Source organism: Shewanella canadensis, from assembly GCF_003966225.1.
GTDB classification, from domain to species: Bacteria; Pseudomonadota; Gammaproteobacteria; order Enterobacterales; family Shewanellaceae; genus Shewanella; species Shewanella canadensis.
This window is the reverse complement of the sequence record NZ_RXNU01000001.1, coordinates 612,970-630,902: the sequence shown is the minus strand read 5'-3', so window position 1 is coordinate 630,902 and position 17,933 is coordinate 612,970. Positions and strand designations below refer to the sequence as shown.

At 44.0% G+C, this 17,933-nt stretch carries 17 protein-coding genes; 4 read left to right on the top strand and 13 right to left on the bottom strand.

The features are described from left to right. Positions 1 to 63: 63 nt before the first annotated feature. Positions 64 to 534 (top strand): transcriptional regulator ArgR, encoded by a 471-nt coding sequence (gene argR, locus EKG38_RS02750; protein WP_126518426.1) that lies wholly within the window; start codon positions 64 to 66, stop codon positions 532 to 534. Between the two features lie 213 nt (positions 535 to 747). Next, positions 748 to 1,218 (top strand): cupin domain-containing protein, encoded by a 471-nt coding sequence (locus EKG38_RS02745; protein WP_126518424.1) that lies wholly within the window; start codon positions 748 to 750, stop codon positions 1,216 to 1,218. 88 nt (positions 1,219 to 1,306) lie between these two features. On the opposite strand, the gene EKG38_RS02740 is transcribed toward EKG38_RS02745, so the two are convergent. The 8 genes from EKG38_RS02740 to EKG38_RS02705 form a co-directional block, all read right to left on the bottom strand. Continuing rightward, on the bottom strand, positions 1,307 to 2,245 hold the full coding sequence (locus EKG38_RS02740) for a Dyp-type peroxidase (protein WP_126518422.1): 939 nt from the start codon (positions 2,243 to 2,245) through the stop codon (positions 1,307 to 1,309). Between the two features lie 128 nt (positions 2,246 to 2,373). Then, positions 2,374 to 4,065 (bottom strand): gamma-glutamyltransferase, encoded by a 1,692-nt coding sequence (gene ggt, locus EKG38_RS02735; RefSeq protein ID WP_126518420.1) that lies wholly within the window; start codon positions 4,063 to 4,065, stop codon positions 2,374 to 2,376. A gap of 48 nt (positions 4,066 to 4,113) precedes the next feature. After that, positions 4,114 to 5,142, bottom strand: coding sequence for an ABC transporter ATP-binding protein (locus EKG38_RS02730; RefSeq protein WP_126518418.1), 1,029 nt, complete (start codon positions 5,140 to 5,142; stop codon positions 4,114 to 4,116). A gap of 85 nt (positions 5,143 to 5,227) precedes the next feature. Next, on the bottom strand, positions 5,228 to 6,868 hold the full coding sequence (locus tag EKG38_RS02725; protein WP_126518416.1) for an ABC transporter permease: 1,641 nt from the start codon (positions 6,866 to 6,868) through the stop codon (positions 5,228 to 5,230). Between the two features lie 228 nt (positions 6,869 to 7,096). After that, complete coding sequence (locus tag EKG38_RS02720; RefSeq protein ID WP_126518414.1) at positions 7,097 to 8,104, bottom strand: Fe(3+) ABC transporter substrate-binding protein; 1,008 nt, start codon at positions 8,102 to 8,104, stop codon at positions 7,097 to 7,099. Positions 8,105 to 8,326: 222 nt separating this feature from the next. Next, positions 8,327 to 8,920 carry a glutathione S-transferase N-terminal domain-containing protein gene (locus EKG38_RS02715; protein ID WP_126518412.1) on the bottom strand — a complete coding sequence of 198 codons (594 nt, stop codon included), beginning with the start codon at positions 8,918 to 8,920 and terminating at the stop codon, positions 8,327 to 8,329. 68 nt (positions 8,921 to 8,988) lie between these two features. Beyond that, entirely contained in the window at positions 8,989 to 9,738 is a 750-nt protein-coding gene (locus tag EKG38_RS02710; protein ID WP_126518410.1) for a ferredoxin--NADP reductase, read from the bottom strand. A 117-nt stretch (positions 9,739 to 9,855) separates the two neighbouring features. Next, positions 9,856 to 10,440 (bottom strand): DUF5610 domain-containing protein, encoded by a 585-nt coding sequence (locus tag EKG38_RS02705; protein ID WP_126518408.1) that lies wholly within the window; start codon positions 10,438 to 10,440, stop codon positions 9,856 to 9,858. A 139-nt stretch (positions 10,441 to 10,579) separates the two neighbouring features. Here EKG38_RS02705 and EKG38_RS02700 point away from each other — a divergent pair, with 139 nt between their 5' ends. Next, positions 10,580 to 11,122 (top strand): histidine phosphatase family protein, encoded by a 543-nt coding sequence (locus EKG38_RS02700; RefSeq protein WP_126518406.1) that lies wholly within the window; start codon positions 10,580 to 10,582, stop codon positions 11,120 to 11,122. 531 nt (positions 11,123 to 11,653) lie between these two features. Here the strand turns inward: EKG38_RS02700 and EKG38_RS02690 are convergent. Next, complete coding sequence (locus EKG38_RS02690; protein ID WP_012141287.1) at positions 11,654 to 11,917, bottom strand: hypothetical protein; 264 nt, start codon at positions 11,915 to 11,917, stop codon at positions 11,654 to 11,656. A 391-nt stretch (positions 11,918 to 12,308) separates the two neighbouring features. Continuing rightward, complete coding sequence (locus tag EKG38_RS02685) at positions 12,309 to 14,081, bottom strand: ABCB family ABC transporter ATP-binding protein/permease (RefSeq protein WP_126518402.1); 1,773 nt, start codon at positions 14,079 to 14,081, stop codon at positions 12,309 to 12,311. Between the two features lie 376 nt (positions 14,082 to 14,457). Between EKG38_RS02685 and EKG38_RS02680 the strand changes: the two genes are divergently transcribed. Beyond that, positions 14,458 to 14,634, top strand: a complete 177-nt coding sequence (locus EKG38_RS02680; RefSeq protein ID WP_126518400.1) for a hypothetical protein — start codon at positions 14,458 to 14,460, stop codon at positions 14,632 to 14,634. A gap of 130 nt (positions 14,635 to 14,764) precedes the next feature. Here the strand turns inward: EKG38_RS02680 and aroG are convergent, their stop codons facing one another. From aroG to EKG38_RS02665, 3 genes are all read right to left on the bottom strand, one after another. Then, entirely contained in the window at positions 14,765 to 15,823 is a 1,059-nt protein-coding gene (aroG, locus tag EKG38_RS02675; protein WP_126518398.1) for a 3-deoxy-7-phosphoheptulonate synthase AroG, read from the bottom strand. A gap of 432 nt (positions 15,824 to 16,255) precedes the next feature. Further along, entirely contained in the window at positions 16,256 to 17,422 is a 1,167-nt protein-coding gene (locus tag EKG38_RS02670; protein ID WP_126518396.1) for a tetratricopeptide repeat protein, read from the bottom strand. A 123-nt stretch (positions 17,423 to 17,545) separates the two neighbouring features. Further along, positions 17,546 to 17,902 (bottom strand): hypothetical protein, encoded by a 357-nt coding sequence (locus EKG38_RS02665; protein ID WP_126518394.1) that lies wholly within the window; start codon positions 17,900 to 17,902, stop codon positions 17,546 to 17,548. Positions 17,903 to 17,933: the final 31 nt, after the last annotated feature.

Genomic DNA, 17,933 nt, shown 5'->3' with positions numbered 1-17,933 from the left:
GTTGACAAAAACACCAGTTATATTCAACATGGCAATGATTTTTGAATAAAGAACAATAAAATTATGCAAGCAAATAGAAGTCAAGATGACCTAGTTAAGACCTTTAAGGCAATTTTGAAAGAGGAGCGATTTGGTTCTCAGAGTGAGATTGTCCTCGCCCTTCAGGCTGAAGGGTACGGAAATATTAATCAATCCAAAGTCTCAAGGATGCTAAGCAAGTTTGGGGCTGTGCGCACTCGTAATGCGAAACAAGAGATGGTTTATTGCCTTCCGGCGGAGCTGGGAGTACCGACAGCAGGTAGCCCACTAAAGAATTTAGTATTGGATGTCGATCACAACCAATCCATGATAGTGGTAAGAACCAGTCCTGGGGCGGCACAGCTTATCGCACGACTTCTCGACTCGATAGGAAAGCCTGAGGGTATTCTTGGTACAATTGCCGGCGATGATACAATTTTCATCACGCCATCAAATATTAATGAGATAGATAAAACCTTAGATACGGTTAAGTCACTGTTTAATTTTAATGACTAACTCTTACAGGCTTGTGGTTAGTGACGCCTGCTCACAAGCTGCTATCGAAATTGGCTGAACATCCACCAAGATTCAAATGTATTCACATTTAAAGAGACGCTTCGCGTCTCTTTTTGTTTTCTCCTATCCCTGCCATAAAATTTGATTGTATCCAATATGGCATTCATGAGAAATTAGAGATTCGAAAGCTATATCTAGGGCTAAGGATACTTTATGACAACAACCAAAATAATTAAAGTCGATGATATTTGCTGGGAATCCTGGCAACATTCAGCTCAATATACCAGTCAACAGAAACACATAGGCGATGCCGTAGGTTGCGAAAAAATCGGCGTCACCATGGAGCGCCTCGCCCCGGGAAAGATATCGACAGTTGCACATTACCATACCAAAGAGGAGGAACACTTATATGCCCTACAGGGCGAAGCCACCTTGCTTATTAACGGTGAGCCCCACCCTTTTAAACAGGGAGATTATGTCTGTTTTAATGCCGATACCGCCATTGCACATACCCTAAGAAATGACTCGAATGAAGAATTTACCTTTCTGGTCATCGGCAATAGAGATAAGCACGATGTCGTTGTCTACCCGGAGAATAATAAGGTTTTAGTCAGGGCGGTCGATGAGATATACGCTAAACGCCCGACGAACTACTGGGATCCCGATACCGATACCGATAAATAACGATAACTCAGCTAGATACCTTCTTTTTGACATAAAAAAACGCACTAAAAATAGTGCATTTTTTGTGTCTAATTCAATCACTCAAATTTTATTCGCCAGCCTGATTTTCCAAAAAATCGAGCGAAGGGGCAAAGAAAGAGGAGCCGGTCAGTGCCTGGGTAAAGTGCAGCAGATGATCATGATTTCCATGGCCGTCACCGTGAACCATACTCTTAAGCATCTGTTCAAAGTTTACTGAATTACGGCAAGTTGAGATAAACATCAGACCTTGCTCTTTTACTGTACCGTAAGGCATGCTCTGCCTTAAGATCTCCATTGACTTACCATCGGCGTCTTTTAAATTAACACGCTTAATATGGCTGGTTAATGGCTTATCCTCTGAGGCATACTCAATATTATCTAACTTGGTTCTGCCGACAATATCTTCCTGCTTTTTCTGCGGTAATCGGTTCCACTTACTCAAGTTATGGGCAAACTTCTGCACATGGACATAACTCCCGCCCTTAAACGCCTCATCTTCAACTCCGACGAGTGCCACCTCTTGGCGGCTACGCCCCTTAGGGTTTTCAGTGCCATCGACAAATCCGGTCAAATCACGATTGTCCATGAAGCGGAAACCACGCTCTTCGTCGATCAGCTCAACCAAGCCTTCAAACATTTGGCAAACTTCATTGGCAACCAAGTGAAGTATATCGAATCGGTCACAACGGATGTGGACGAAAAGGTCATACTCTAACGCAGGCGCATCACGAGTATCTGCGTTCATGGCAGGAAAAGGCTTTAATGCAGTGGGCCTAGCCGATGGATATAGGCTATTCCAATAATTTGCGCCAATGGCCACAAAACCATTAAAGGCACTGTCGGCATATTGATCGGTAAGCTCGTAGATATATTGAGCCACATTAGCGATACAAGGCCGTAATTGAGATTCGACTCCTTCATTGGCATTGAACATCAAATACACACTGTGCAAGTTTCCTTCAGCACACACTCCCAACTGTTCACGTGGCATAGCCTGATTATCCATCTCTGTAATTACCTTTTCACTAATTCATATTCGGCATCATTATCCATAACTTTAGATAATAATGGTATTAACTGACGCACAAATAACATTTTATTTGAACCAGTTAAATCAATATGAAACATTAAAAACTAATATCCTGCCGCTTGGCCATCTTTCCGACTCTCAGATGCCCCTCGATAAACACCTGTTTCAGTATTTATCGAAATGGCTTGATATCCACCAAAGGCACCCAGACTATCGCGAATAACATGCCCTTTCTTCTGCAGTTCTCTGCGTACCTTCATATCAAAGCCTGACTCTAAGCTGATATATCCACCATCTAACATCTGCTCTCCCGTAGGCTGAGACGAGCCGGTATGCAGAATTCTAGGCGCGTCTCCCGCTTCCTGCAAATTCATATCAAAATCGAGCAGATTGATTAAAACTTGGGCGTGCATCTGCGGCTGAGTAGCCCCTCCCATGACCCCAAAACTCAACCAGGGTTTATTGTCTTTAGTCACAAATGCCGGAATGATGGTATGAAATGGCCTCTTACCCGGGGCGTAGCTATTGAAGCGCCCCGGCTTCAGATCGAACAGTTGACCACGATCCTGCAGAACAAATCCTAAACCGGGTGGCGTCATCCCTGAACCCATACCGCGATAATTACTCTGAATAAGAGAAACCATGTTGCCCTCCCCATCGGCGGTAGTCAGGTACACCGTATCACCATGCTGCAATGCCGGATGACCGGCATCGACACGCTTAGCGGCTCTGTTAGCATTAATTAATGTTGAGCGCTGATAATTGTATTTTTCGCTCAGAAGCTCAGAAACCGGAATAGTATTGAACGCCATATCGGCATAAAATTTTGCTCGATCGGCAAAGGCCAGCTTTTTGGCCTCAACGAAATGATGTACATAGTCGGCACTATCTTGCCCCATCCCTTTTAGATCAAAGGGCTCCAGAGTTTTGAGGATCTGCAGCGCGGCAATTCCCTGACCATTGGGTGGTAGCTCCCAAACATCATAGCCACGATAATTGACCGAAACGGGTTCAACCCATTCACTGGAGTGTTCGCTTAAATCATCGTATGAGAGGTAACCTCCCTGCGCTTTGATATAGCTGGCAATAGTCCTGGCAATATCTCCTTTATAAAAAGCATCCCTCCCCTGCTCCGCTATTTTCTCGTAGGTTGATGCTAGTGCCGGATTCTTAAAAATCTCCCCGACTTCCGGCATGGCCCCGCTTGGCATATAGGTCTCTTTAAACCCGGGGAATATGGCCAACTTTGTGGCGCTACGCGCTAAGTAATAAGCAATTAATTCAGAGACTGGAAAGCCTTTACGGGCGTAGTCGATTGCGGGCGCTAAATTTACTGTCATATCTAACTTGCCAAACCTCTTATGCAGCTCAAACCAGCCGTCGACAGCGCCGGGAACAGAGACAGGAATAGGCCCATAAGGTGGAAGGTAGTCGAATCCTAAGGCTTGTATTTTATCTAAAGTAAGACTCTTGGGGCTTCTACCCGAGGCGTTGAGTCCATAGAGGCGCTTATCTTTAGCGCTCCAGACAATGGCAAACAGATCGCCACCGATCCCAGCGCCTGTAGGTTCGACGAGCCCGAGCATAGCATTGGCGGCAATGGCAGCATCGACGGCGCTGCCACCTAGCTTAAGAATATCGAGCGCTACCTGTGTGGCTAATGGCTGACTTGTCGCCGCCATGCCATTAGTGGCGTAGACCTCTGAACGTGTGGCGAATGACTCGCCTGTGACTCTATCCATGGCGCACACTCCCATAGAAAAAAAGGCAGCAGTAATTATTAATTTTTTAAGCATAACCCCTCCGGTAGCTTACTAAGCTAACACGCGGGGAAGTAAATTAACTCAGAATACGACTAAAGAATGTGGCTGTGCATGAAGGTCCACTTTCTGACCTGGCGCCAATTGACTGAATTGACTCTTAACCTCATAAAACTGCTGAGCAATCTGAACCTGATAATGGCAAACATTACCCAAGAAACGCCGCTCAACTATGACTCCAGCCCCCTCCTCATCGGCGGTTATTTCAAGCTGCTGGGGTCTTAATAATATCTCTCCGTGATAACTCACGGGTTGGGATAAAGCACGGGTACTGACTAATTTCCCCAGAGGAGTCTCGACGCTGAAGGCATCGGTAACCGATGCGGGTATGTAGTTACCACTGCCTAAGAAGTCGGCCACATATCTGTCCTTAGGGGAGGTATACAGCTCTTCGGCGGTGCCGTACTGAACAATATAACCATCTTTGAAAAGCGCCAGTTTGTCGGCAAAAACAAAAGCTTCATCTTTACTGTGGGTCACAAAGACGGCACTGACATTGCGTTGTTTCAATATTGCCCGTATCTCCAGCATCATCTCGCCTCGAACCTTAGCATCGATATTTGAAAATGGTTCATCGAGTAGTAATAATTCGGGCTCATAGGCTAAGGATCTGGCGATAGAAACACGCTGTTGCTGACCGCCGGAAAGTTCATGGGGAAATCGCTCTGACAGCCCATCGAGTTTGACCAGGGCAAGCATCTCATCGAGCCTGGCTTTCCTCTGCTCTTTGGTTGCATCTTTAACACCGAATAAAATGTTGTCAGCGACATTCAGGTGTGGAAATAACGCATAATCCTGAAAGATCATGCCTATACCACGCCGCTCACTTGGCTCAAACCGGTCGGGGCCGGATAATATTTGACCATTAATACAGATCTCCCCCTCTGTGATAGGTTGCAGACCCGCAATCGCCCTTAGCAAGGTTGTTTTACCACAACCGCTGGGCCCGAGAAGCGCGGCAATCTCCCCCTTTGCCAGAGTTAAATCCAAGCCTCTTAAGACCTGCTGCCCCTGATAATGGCTATGAACACCTTTAATACTTAATGTCGACATATTCGTTTACTTACCCAAAGAGCCGTTAAGATGAATTTATTGGGGTCACAAAACAAAATCACAACGCCCCCCGTAAACCGACTAATTAGGTCGATTCGCTTTCTTGTTCCAAAGAGTGGTTAAGATAGATAAGTGGGACTAAGCCCACCAATACAATCACAATTGCGGCCAATGCACCATGTTCCAGCTGTTCATCTGAAACAAATTGAAAAACATAGGTCGCCAGATTTTCAAAACCGACTGGCCTGAGAAGCAAGGCTGCGGGTAACTCTTTCATACATTCAATAAACACCAGCAATAACCCGGCGAATATGCCCCGTCTCAACAAGGGGAGGTGAACCCGCCATAATAGCGCCTTAGGTTTTAAGCCCATGGTGATAGCAGCCATATCCAGAGATGGCGAGATGCGCTTATAACTACTTTCGACACTACCGATGGCGATAGCGGAGAACCGGATACAAAAAGCGAAGATGAGCACAAATACACTACCGGTAAATATTAAACCCGGGCCTCGATGACCCAGATACTCATAGAGATCGTTCACCGCGAAATCGAGATAGGTCAGCGGCACTAAAATGCCAATAGCCAGAACCGTTCCCGGTAGCGCATATCCCGTCGACGCAAAACGCGAAGGCAGCAGATCGGCTCTCCTTGGGCTTATTCGACGAATAAACATCAAGATCACACCGATGAAAACAGCAATGACACTAACGATCGCAGCGATATATAGGCTATTCAGACTATATTCCCAGAAGGCACTACTCCAGCTCTGATCGAAATACTCCCACGCATATTGAAGCAAGATAATAAATGGCAGCAGAAATGAGAAGAAAAGTAATGCACTACAATAGCCGCTGGCTAACCTTGCCTTCATCCCTTTAAGCTCATATAGCTCAACTTGATTAACGCCCGTTTGTTTTTGAAAAAGTTGTTGCTTTCTGCGTGCAAATCGCTCGAAACCTATCATAGAGAAAACCACAAGCAACATGATGGCTGAGAGCTTGGCGGCGGCAGATAAGCTGCCATATTCAAGCCAAGTGTCATACACGGCAGTGGTCAAGGTGGGCACGGCAAAATAACTCACAGTTGCAAAGTCTGCTGCGGTTTCCATCGCCACGAGTGCGACACCGACGGCTAGGGCAGGCCTCGCCATTGGGAGGCTCAGATGCCAAAAACTCTGCCATGGTCCACAACCCATGACGCGAGCGGCGTGCTGCAGGCTTGAAGATTGCTCCATAAACGTGGTTCGTGCGAGCAGATAGATGTAGGGAAACAGGACCAGTGAAAGCATCAAGGATGCTCCACCTAAGCTCCTCACCTCGGGAAAATAGTAATCTTGTGGCGACTGCCAGACAAACAGTTCACGCAATAGTTTTTGCAGCGGTCCCGCATAATCGAGCAGGTCGGTATAAACATAGGCCACCACATAAGCCGGCATCGCCAATGGAAGTAACAGTGCCCATTGAAATACTCTTCTTCCGGGGAAACGACACTTAGCCACTAGCCAGGCTGCGGGAATTGCGATGATGAGCGCTCCCAAGCCAACCCAAAACATCAATAACAGAGTATTTGCAACATAGGTAGGCAGCACAGTCTCGAGAAGGTGCGCAAAAACGGCTTCATCAGGCACCAGTGCCTGAGTGATAATAGCAACGAGTGGTAGTGTGATGATTGCTGCGATCAGATAACCGAGAAAAGACCAGCTTCTGGATAAACCTAAGATCATGAGGATACCAATTTCATTAAATATGTTATCAATTCAGAGCCACTCAGACATTTCAATTCAAGGCGCATTGATGAAAGATTTATCCACTGTAATTTATAGTTCAATTATCCACTATAAACCTAAACTCAAACTTAAATAAGAATGATTATAATTCTAAAAGAGTGAAAAACACTCACAAAATAAAAAGCCTCCCAACGGAAGGCTAAATTGAATTAAAAAAACGGATGATTACAGATCAAATTTAACCCGATCTAACAGCTTCACCGCAGCCTGGTGATACTCGGCAAGTTTGAAGATAGGTAGGTTATCGGCTTTAAACTCGCCCCATGATGCGACTAACTTAGACGGTTTAACATCCGCTTTAACGGGATACTCCATGTTAACTTCAGCATAGGCTTGTTGCGCCTCATCACCAGAGAGGTACTCCATTAATTTGATGGCGTTATCTTTGTTCGGTGCATATTTAGCTAATGCCATTCCCGAAACATTGATGTGCGAGCCTCGATTATTCTGGTTAGGAAAGTTAATCTCAACGGCCTCGGCCCAGGGTACCTGTTTTGGATCTTGAAGCATTTTCCCCAGATAATAGCTATTACCTAGGGCGATATCACACAAGCCCTCTTTAACTGCTTTAACCTGACCGCGGTCATTGCCCTGAGGTTTACGAGCTAAATTGGCTTTTACCCCCTCTAACCAGCTTCTCGTTTCGGCTTCACCGTGGTGAGCAATCATCGAGGCAACCAGAGAGATATTGTATGGATGCTTTCCGCTTCGGGTACAGATCTTGCCCCTGTATTTAGGGTCGGCAAGGTCCTCATAATCTATGGCGAGTTTCCCCACTCTCTCCTTCGAAGAATATACATTTCGAACTCTCATCGTCAGCGAGTACCAGTTATCATCAGGGGAGCGAAAACTCGCGGGAATATTAGTCTTTAGCACCTCACTCGGTACGGGAACCACTAACTCTTTGTCCACTAAATCCATCAGTCGCGAAAAATCGGATGTCAGTACGATATCGGCAGGCGACAGTCTCCCTTCACGTACCATGCGCTCCGCAATGCCCTTCTTGGAAAAAACAACCTCGACATCGATACCCGTTTCTTTGGTGAAATTTTCCAAAATAGGGTCAATCAAAAATGCTTGTCGATATGAATACACAGTTAGCTTTTCAGCCGCATTAGCCGCAGACGCTAAGCAAACCAAGCCTAATATGGACAAACTTCTTGCGATCTTCATTTACACATCTCCCTCACAACACTGTCAGCAATCAAGTAATGATAACAATTATCAATCGCAACAAGGGTAATAAATCCATCACAAATGAGCAAGCAGTATCGAAAGAAATGTTAACTTGGTAGCGGTTCTCCTAACATAGCGCAGAAAACTGGGCCTAACTTCAGCGTTAAACCAAGATTCATAGGAGGTACAATGGATAGTCAACTATATTGCAGGCTTGTCTCAACTGGGTCTGGTACTGAGCATCGCAGGTTCGGTTTCAAAGTCCGAAAGCCAGCTGGAGATCGCGGGCGCAAGCTTTCGCCAACTAATATCGGGATGCCTGAAATCCAAATACTCCAATAAACAGGCTAAACTGATCTGCTGAATAACCAGACGAGGTCTTGATATCACACCAGAACGCTCTAGTTGTTTCAGTCCTCTAAACAGGGCCTGTTCATGTCTTGCCGCCCAAAATAGGGACCGCTTTCCCTCCTCTCGCATCAGCTCCTGTCTTAATGCCACGGCGCTGTCTAACATTCCTTTGATTAATGAAAAGTGGCTTTCGTTTCTCCAATCATGAACACCCGCTCCAAACAATTGGCTCCTGCCAAATTCAAAATCAAAGAAGCGTAATATCACCTCACTGTCATAAATGGCTGAGCCATCATTGAGCTGAAGACAGGGGATCTTCCCCAGAGGATTGGCTTGAAGCAATGCCTCACTATTATCGAAGGGATCTGTTTTTAACTCATCGATACCGTCAATTTCAAGATAGCGAATAACAACCCGAACACAACGAGCATAGGGAGAAGCATCTGAATAGAAGAGTTTCATTTAATCAATCCTTTGAGCCGAGAGTTGCAAGTAAAAATGATCATGCTGAAAAGCACTCAAGCTGTCGCTTACCAGTATTTCTCCTGAGTTATTTGACCAGGTGCACGACGAAGATTCTTAGTTAGCCCCCTCTCTAAAAGGATATTATTCGCATCGCGGATCATCTCAGGGTTACCGCACAGCATGACTTGAGATTTTTCCGGGCTAATACTAATGCCGACATTTCCTTCAATTTCTCCGGATTGTAAACCTGCCGGAATTCGGCAGCTCATCGAACCAGGATAGTTCTCGCGCGTGACGGAGAGCACCAACTTGAATTGCTCAGGGTATTGCAGCTTCATCTGCTCTAACTTATCAAGATAAGCTAAATCTTTTGCCTCTCTGACACCGTACACTAAAATAACCTTTTCGAATCTCGACCAAGGTTCGAGGGTGTCTAGCATTGAAATAAAGGGGCCAACTGCGGTGCCGGTTGCCATTAACCAGAGCTGCTTTTCCTCTGAAGAGGAGACGGGTATCTCATCTAAGGTCATAAACCCTGTGGCTTTTGTCGACACATCTATAACATCGCCGACGTTAAGTTTTTGCAGATTGGGAGATAGTTGCCCATCGGCAACCGAAACTGCAAGCACCTCAATAAAATCACTGTCAGGCGCATTAACAATAGAATAGGCCCTACCAATTCTTTTTTCATCGATGATCTGGCTTAGCTTAATAAATTGACCCGCAATAAAAGGCTCAATATCGGCTTTAATTTTTAATGAAAACAGCTTGTCATTCCAATCGATTCGTTCAATGATTTCACCCTCAATCCACATTCAAAGCTCCCATTCACAAATCTTATATGATTTATCTTTAACATAAACGGCAAATTGTGGCTAATAAAAGAGATAAAAAAAGCCTCAAATGAGGCTTAGAATAAGATGTTCACAGGGTTATATTTCGGTCTCATCACCACGACTAAAACTGTCTCTAAATGCCGCCAAGCCCTCTTGAACCAAGGAGTAAGTTTGTTCAACACCGGACTCTATATCTCCTTCAAGAACTTGCAGACTCGTCAGAATATCTTTGGCTTCACTGAACCCCTGATCGATAGCTCCGCCGATAATATCCATAAAAGAATTGAGCTGTTCATCGAAATCCATATTGGAGTTTTGTTCCTGATGAAGAGTAAAAAATTGAGTCGCGAACCCAACAATTCTATCAGCTGTCGCTTCCGGCGAAGTATCAACACCACTGTCATAAGCATTCTGAAGCGCATTCTCTCCCATAGTGGGCGCTAACTCTTCGTTGATGGCTTCGATGGCCGCACGATATAACAGCATCATAGGTTCATCGCCGGAACTTAGATTGACTTCCTGCTGAGCCGAAATGATAGCCGTGTTCATCAGTTGTTTACTTGTCGAATAAGCTGTTTTATCTCTGGCAACTTCAGACACGGTTTTACCATGATTCTCTGCCGAATCGGTTTTACTGCGAGCTACTTGTGACACCTCTGCGCCATGATTACGAATTTCCATTACAGCCTCTCAAAAGATATTTCCACTTAACTATTATCGGCTATTTTTTAATCTACTTTAGTGTTTAATCATAATAATTTCTGTTTTATTGAGCTACGATTAGCTATCGTTACAAGCCCCCTCACATAAGAAGAGCAACATGATGAGACTGTTAATTCTGTGCCTCGGCCTTATTACGCTGATCCCTAACGGGTTATACGCTAAAGAAATTCAAGACTCTATATCGTCAACGGCTGATAAAATCATCGTTTTAGTCAGACATGCTGAGAAATCAGCATCGACCTCCAAAGATCCGAGTCTTAGCCCAAAAGGCGAGTTAAGGGCAAAATCTTTACTTTCCACTCTCGAGAAGACGCGGCTCAGTGGCTTGATCGCCACGCCGTTTAAGCGCACACAGGAAACGCTTCATCCAATGAGTGAACAGAGGAAATTACCTGTGACAATTATTGATATTAACTCCGGGATAACGGCACATATAGACGCAACCGTAAAAACAATTCAGGCCCAAGCGGGTAACGTATTGGTTGCAGGTCATTCAAATACGCTCCCATTAATTATCTCTGCTCTGGGCGGGCCAGAAATCGATTCTATCGATGAGGATGAATATTCGAATATGTACATTCTTTCGATGTCAGAAACCAATAAAGTGGAGTTATCACATGCTTCTTATGGCCAACAATAGGAATAGCCGGAAAAGTGAGTTTGAACCAGACATGGTTAACAGGCATATAGCTTAGGTGTAAGAGTCTAAATAATATTCACTTAATAAAATAAACGAGCAAACACGACCAAACAAGAGATAGATCAAGAAATATAAAACGAATTCATGCTAGACGCGCCGAGCTTTATGCTTCAGAATCCGTTGATGCGGGTAACTGACGAATTCAGTTAGGAGAAAGCACATGGAGGAGTTTGAATTGGGTTTAGGATATGTAAGCCAGATACCATCAACAAAGAAGCGTTCTCTAAGTTGTCAAAACTGCGAACGTCTAACTGTTATCGAAGGAGAGACGGTTTGCTTCAGGCAGGGCAAGATAATCAGGCTTCATCGGTTAGACGAAGAGCCGGCTAAATTACACTTTTCTTGCGACGGTTGGCGATCTAAATAGCTGCTTAAGATAAATAAAGGCATTCCACAAAAATCAAAGTGCTAACCTTGATATCAACATCAGCACTACAATAACATCTCATCAGGCTTAGCGATGAATAGGGGTTACGCCCTCATCATACTGGCATAATCGTTTGCCGAAAACTTTGTTTCACGAATGATACCGTGCAATTCCAGGTTAGGATTGATTTTAGCTAAGCTGAGACCGCGTGTCGTGACTCTCATTCCGGATGTTAATTCGAGGTATACCCCCATCAGTTCATCCTGCTGTAAACCACGTTTCTTTAAGGTTGCCATAATGGCTAACCAATCCGTGTCTACGCTGCTCGCCTGACCTTCAATGTTGACCTGTAAAGGAATATTCTTCATCGCTATTATCTCGCCATAGTCGTTATTGGTTAATACTTATGAGTATACAAACGTAAGCTGAACCTATGCTGAACTATTAGGCGACTTATACCAATCCGCATTGAAGAGTGCTCAATTCAGAGCCTCTCAGATGTTTCAATTTAAGGCGCGTTGTTGAACTAATGGCTATTCCCTTAGAAAATAACGCAACACAGAAGTGGGAAAACTGAGAGACTCACAAAGTGCGCTGATGTTAAAAACAAATAGGCAAAGTCCTTTATGCTACGTCTGGCACTTTCGATATAGAATAACTATTAGCTTCAAGTACCTTCCTTACCTACAGAACTTTGAATTGCCGCTGAATGAGCAAATATCAATACGGATTGGTATACTATGGTTAAAAAATAACTAATCATTGATTTTGAATATTCCACAGTTTCGCATACAAACCATTCTTGGCTAACAGGGATAGGTGATCACCGGTTTCAACGACCTTGCCTTTACTCAACACCACAATTTGATCTGCATCGACAATAGTAGACAGACGATGGGCTATAACCAAACTAGTATGGCCTTTTGCCACCTCTTTCAAGGCATTTAATATTGCCTGTTCAGAATGGCTATCCAGAGAAGACGTTGCCTCATCAAATACCAGCAGAGGAGAGCCCTTGAGTATGGCCCTGGCAATAGCAACACGCTGTTTCTCTCCGCCTGATAACTTTAAGCCTCTTTCACCCACCTTTGTATGCCATCCATCGGGCAGAGCCTCAATAAAATGAGAAAGGTGAGCCATCTTAACCGCCGCAGCGATCTCCTCATCACTCGCATCGGGTCTACCGTAGCGAACGTTTTCTAACAGGGAGTCATTAAATAAAACCGTGTCTTGCGGCACAATAGCGATTGCTTGCCGTAACGCGTCCTGGGTTAATTCATCAATTTTTATGCCGTCCAGAGAGATACTCCCCGATGACACCTCATAAAAACGAAAAAGTAGTTTAACTATGGTCGACTTTCCAGCACCACTATCACCCACGATTGCAATCTTCTGCCCTGGCAAGACAGTAAAGCTGACACTATTCAAAATAGGCCGGGTATCGTAACTAAAACTCACCTTGTCAAACTTCAGTTCTCCACGCGAAAGCTTAATATCTTTAGCATCGGCTTTATCCTCAATAAGAGGTACGCGATCCAACAGACCAAACATCCTCTCAATATTAGCCAGTGCCCCCCGTATTTCACGATAGACAAAACCTAAGAAATTAAGTGGAATAAAAAGCTGCATCATAAACGCATTAACCAGTACGAAATCACCTATGGTCATCGTGTTTTCAACAACATGGTAAGCTGCGAGCGCTAACATTAAGGTCATAGCAACAGAGATGATTAACGCTTGCCCGGCATTAAGTGCAAAAAGAGAGAGGCGGTTTTTCCGCTTTGCATCTTCCCAATCGGCCAAGGCGCAATCGTAGCGATGAGCTTCATAGGTTTCATTATTAAAATATTTTACCGTCTCATAATTAAGCAGACTATCGATCGCACGAGAGTTGGATAGAGAATCAGCCCTGGCGGCTTCACGAACAAACTCTGTTCTCCACTCAGTCGCAAAAATGGAAAATAGCCCATATGCTGCCACCGAAGTTAACGTTATCGCAGCGAAACCAATTCCATAGTTATAAAACAGGATCCCAACAACCAAGGCTATCTCCAAAATTGTTGGCACGATATTGAACACCATAAAACGCATCAAAAAATTAATGCCGCTGGTTCCTCTCTCTATATCTCTGGATAAGCCACCGGTCCTTCGCTCCAGATGAAACTCTAAATCCAATCGGTGAAGGTGTTCAAAAACGGATAACCCTAACCGCCTGATTGCACGCTCGGTTACTCTGCCAAAAAGCGTATCCCTAACCTCAGAGATCAAGGTATTAAGTAATCGTAACGAACCATAAGCGATAACCAGAGATATCGGCACGCTGATCATCTGCTCCGTTGAGGCCGTACTTAAAGTATCGACCAATGATTTCAATACAAATGGCAAAGAAACGCTGGCGATTTTGGCAATAATCAAGCATAGCATTGCTAAGCCCACTCGCGATTTGAATTCGAAAAGATACGGCCAGAGCAACTTAAGGACTTGCCAGTTCAGTTTATCTATAGGGCCATCAAAATAGAGAGAGGGGCGCATGAAAGTTCCATTTAGTAAAAGAGTGGCAATGCTAGGTGATAGTTCTTGTTATAACGGTCGGTATTAAGCTAAAGAGCACCCGGTAAAAATAACGACGAAGAAAATCTCCGCAACAGCAAAGCGGCACTTTAGACTGACAAAATTTCATTTTTCAGTATACAAAAGAACTAGAAAATACTTTTTTATTTGTAAATATGCCAGATGAAAGCAAATCTTGTTATACATAAGAAAAGAATTTGATATTCTTTTGATCTATACCTAAGTCGCATATTGATACCGACTTCATCATGAAACCGTTTAGGTATAGAAATCATTCGGGCGAATAAGGTAAGGGAAGCCAATCTCACCCTTAATTAGCTATTTAAAGGAAACATACATGCTGGATTCATCAAAATCTCAATATCCACCACTGCCTCTCATCCAAACTTGGATATGGATGATGACCCAATCAGGCGATAATGATATTCAACAAAAAGGCCAAAATAACCTTATTGCTTCGTTTGGCAGCCTTGCAAAAGCCAATGAATATCTGGTTAATCACAATCAGGATTAATAGACTCATCCAACTAAAACTATAGACAATTCAGGTCTATAACCAATTAATAGTACATGTTTTTATGTGGAATGAGAATTTTTTGACTAAAAAGGAGGCCTCAGCCTCCTTTTTTTACTTTCGAGTCGTATTATTTCGACGACCTGCGAGCCTTCACGCTCTGTGAGAGAGTTTCCATGATACTTTCAGTATCATCCCAACCAATACATGCATCGGTAATACTCTGGCCATAACACAGTGGCTGACCTTCGATATAGTCCTGTCGCCCCTCGATTAAATTACTTTCAATCATGACACCAAAAACACTATGGTTACCACTTCCTAGCTGAGACGCAACATCTTCGCCAACCAACACCTGACGCTTGAATTGCTTCGAGCTATTTGCATGACTAAAGTCGATCATCACATTGAGCTCTAGGCCGGCCTTATCCAACTGACTACTGATCTCAGCAACATGTTCGGCACTGTAATTAGGCTCTTTACCACCACGGAGTATGATATGGCAATCAGGGTTACCCTTTGTCTCAACAATCGCGGAGTGCCCATACTTAGTCACCGAGAGGAAATGATGCGGCGCACTCGCTGCGCCGATGGCATCTATGGCTACTTTAATTGTACCGTCAGTGCCATTCTTAAATCCGACCGGACAAGATAATCCTGAAGCCAGTTCGCGGTGAACCTGAGACTCGGTAGTTCTTGCACCAATCGCTCCCCAACACATCAGGTCTGCGACATATTGAGGCGTGATCATATCGAGAAACTCACCGGCAGTTGGAATACCGATATCATTGAGATCCAGCAGTAATTTACGAGCAGTTCTTAGGCCGTCGTTTAACTTGAAGCTACTATCCATGTAAGGGTCATTGATCAGCCCCTTCCAGCCAACTGTAGTACGCGGTTTTTCAAAATAAACTCGCATAACGATCTCTAGCTGGTCTTTATATTGTTCACGCAATTTAACGAGTTTCTGACCATACTCCAGGGCGGCTTTAGGATCATGAATAGAACATGGGCCAACTACAACTAAAAGGCGATCATCTTTTTTTCTCAAGATCTGATGTATGCTCTCTCGCGCATTAAAAACCGTAGCCGATGCGTTCTCTGTCACCGGAAATCGCTCAAGGATCGCGACTGGTGGCAACAACTCTTTAATCTTATTAATTCGAACATCATCATTTTGGTAATACATAGTAATTCATCTACTCCGGCTACGTTTAAACAAAGGTCTCTCAACAGCGCTACTAAGTTCAATTTATCCAGTATTGGGTCACAATGCAATCAAGATATGTATAATCAACAAAATTACTTGGTAACAGATTGATAATTAGAGTTATAATTCACAAGGTTTTATAATCTGCATTCCATATTTCATTCCTGTCTGTCATTATTTGCTTGCATAAGAGAAGCATTGACCAACTAAGGCTCAAAAAGCAGCAAACTGTTTAGTTACCTGAAGATGCTCTAAGGTGAATTCCTGAAATCTCATGTAAACCAAAGCATCTAAACCAAGGAAGAGTTTTAACGGCTGAGTAAAAAGGTCGTATATTGGGGTTCTGTAATGCTGCGTTCATCCCTGACCACAGACAGTTAAAAATAGAGGCTGTATTTATCGAAACTGAAACTAATGGCTCTTCATCGCATGTAACTTGGACTGATAACGTAGTTTATTATTCTCATCATGAGTGAGACTCAAGGCCTTTTCCATATTCTTCTGCGCTCGTCGTTCGTCACCGGTTTTCCAGTAAGCCCGAGATAAGCCGAAATAGAATTCATGTCGGTAATCGGCCTTAGCCACCGCACGTTTATACCAGAGCAACGCATCTTGATACTCTTTATCAAAATAGGCTTGCTGAGCCATATCATAGTAATAATAGGGGTTTCCAATTCGTTCCAGTTCCAGCCTTTTGTGAACTAATGCCCACTCCTCCAACCTATCTTGGTCCCCAAGCATCACCGCATAATTATACAAGGCGTTCATATCGTTAGAGTTCACATCTAATGCAAGTTTATAGAGCGTTTCAGCCTCCTGCTCTAAACCTTTATACCGGTAAAGCACTGCCAAAGTATTCAAGGCAGGTACGAAATCAGGTTTCTGTTGCAAGCCCATTTTTAACAAGCCATAGGCCTTATCATAATCCCCCATAACCAGAGATTCTGCAGCCACGTTGTTATAAAACATAGCAATCACAGTCTGTTTACTGATTTTTTTCTTACCATAACCCCGTACGGCCCGCTCGGGTAAGAAATCAACCTGAATAGCCCGCTTCATCACATGCACGGTATCGCTATCTCTAGGAGGCAGTAATCTCAGGTTAATGTGACCGTTAACAAGATAGAAATCCCCCTGCTTATCCCATACGGGTGGTACATCAACCTCTTGAAATTCAACTTCGACTTTAAGCACATCGGCCAAAGCAGAAGTTAATAACACCAGAGATAAGCAGTTACCCGCTCGTTCATTAAAAGTTTCACTAGGGACTCTTGTCATATTGTCACGGTATTGAAAGGCCCCCTCTTCGGCATTGATATATTCCGCTAACCATTCGTTAGCAGACACATTATTCAAGCGTTTAATATTTTTCCGCGCCATCTCACGCCTTAGCTCATTTGTCGCTTCAGATGGCAGCGAAAACAGATCACCGGGTTGAGGCAGGGATGCGACATCTTCAAAGTGTTCATCATAAAAATACGCTTCAATATTATTGACTGAAGTACGCTGCGAAGTGGCACTACATCCCTGGAGGACGAGTAAGCAAAGCAGGCTGATGACTGAAAGGAATTTTTCCATTGGAATCCAACTTAGAAACTTCAATACCCTAGCTCTAGCTTATGACATCGAGCAAAGAATAAGCAACCGTGAAAGGTTACAAAACGTTAACAGGCTCATATCCTTCACCATAAATAAGATAAATTATTTGTTTAATGACGGTGATTCAGAGTCAAGCGGATCGATCTGAATATAGAGCTCATTATTCTGATATTGATAGGGTCTGTAGAAATTGCCGGCGCAGGAGTAGTAGGCATAGGGGCGTACCATAGGTATGCAGCCTATAGGTAATGACTGTAAGATGTTAATTTGCTGCTGCATCCTCAATGCTTGGCGCCATTCATGCTCACGCAATACCTGATCTCTCACCGCGAAGGCATCGAAAGGCTCACTCGATTTTCGTACCACGACCTTCCCCGCCTCAGTGGGAACTGAAACGATACAAGTTATTGCCGCAGCGCAGATAAGCATCACTTGCTTCTGCCTTAAAAGATCAAACATACCCTATGCTCCTGCTTCCGAACCAGTACGA

Bases quoted from the DNA above. Each gene is read 5' to 3' on its own strand.
- argR (WP_126518426.1), top strand. From the start codon at position 64: ATGCAAGCAAATAGAAGTCAAGATGACCTAGTTAAGACCTTTAAGGCA.
- EKG38_RS02745 (WP_126518424.1), top strand. From the start codon at position 748: ATGACAACAACCAAAATAATTAAAGTCGATGATATTTGCTGGGAATCC.
- EKG38_RS02740 (WP_126518422.1), bottom strand. From the start codon at position 2,245: ATGGATAATCAGGCTATGCCACGTGAACAGTTGGGAGTGTGTGCTGAA.
- ggt (WP_126518420.1), bottom strand. From the start codon at position 4,065: ATGCTTAAAAAATTAATAATTACTGCTGCCTTTTTTTCTATGGGAGTG.
- EKG38_RS02730 (WP_126518418.1), bottom strand. From the start codon at position 5,142: ATGTCGACATTAAGTATTAAAGGTGTTCATAGCCATTATCAGGGGCAG.
- EKG38_RS02725 (WP_126518416.1), bottom strand. From the start codon at position 6,868: ATGATCTTAGGTTTATCCAGAAGCTGGTCTTTTCTCGGTTATCTGATC.
- EKG38_RS02720 (WP_126518414.1), bottom strand. From the start codon at position 8,104: ATGAAGATCGCAAGAAGTTTGTCCATATTAGGCTTGGTTTGCTTAGCG.
- EKG38_RS02715 (WP_126518412.1), bottom strand. From the start codon at position 8,920: ATGAAACTCTTCTATTCAGATGCTTCTCCCTATGCTCGTTGTGTTCGG.
- EKG38_RS02710 (WP_126518410.1), bottom strand. From the start codon at position 9,738: ATGTGGATTGAGGGTGAAATCATTGAACGAATCGATTGGAATGACAAG.
- EKG38_RS02705 (WP_126518408.1), bottom strand. From the start codon at position 10,440: ATGGAAATTCGTAATCATGGCGCAGAGGTGTCACAAGTAGCTCGCAGT.
- EKG38_RS02700 (WP_126518406.1), top strand. From the start codon at position 10,580: ATGATGAGACTGTTAATTCTGTGCCTCGGCCTTATTACGCTGATCCCT.
- EKG38_RS02690 (WP_012141287.1), bottom strand. From the start codon at position 11,917: ATGAAGAATATTCCTTTACAGGTCAACATTGAAGGTCAGGCGAGCAGC.
- EKG38_RS02685 (WP_126518402.1), bottom strand. From the start codon at position 14,081: ATGCGCCCCTCTCTCTATTTTGATGGCCCTATAGATAAACTGAACTGG.
- EKG38_RS02680 (WP_126518400.1), top strand. From the start codon at position 14,458: ATGCTGGATTCATCAAAATCTCAATATCCACCACTGCCTCTCATCCAA.
- aroG (WP_126518398.1), bottom strand. From the start codon at position 15,823: ATGTATTACCAAAATGATGATGTTCGAATTAATAAGATTAAAGAGTTG.
- EKG38_RS02670 (WP_126518396.1), bottom strand. From the start codon at position 17,422: ATGGAAAAATTCCTTTCAGTCATCAGCCTGCTTTGCTTACTCGTCCTC.
- EKG38_RS02665 (WP_126518394.1), bottom strand. From the start codon at position 17,902: ATGTTTGATCTTTTAAGGCAGAAGCAAGTGATGCTTATCTGCGCTGCG.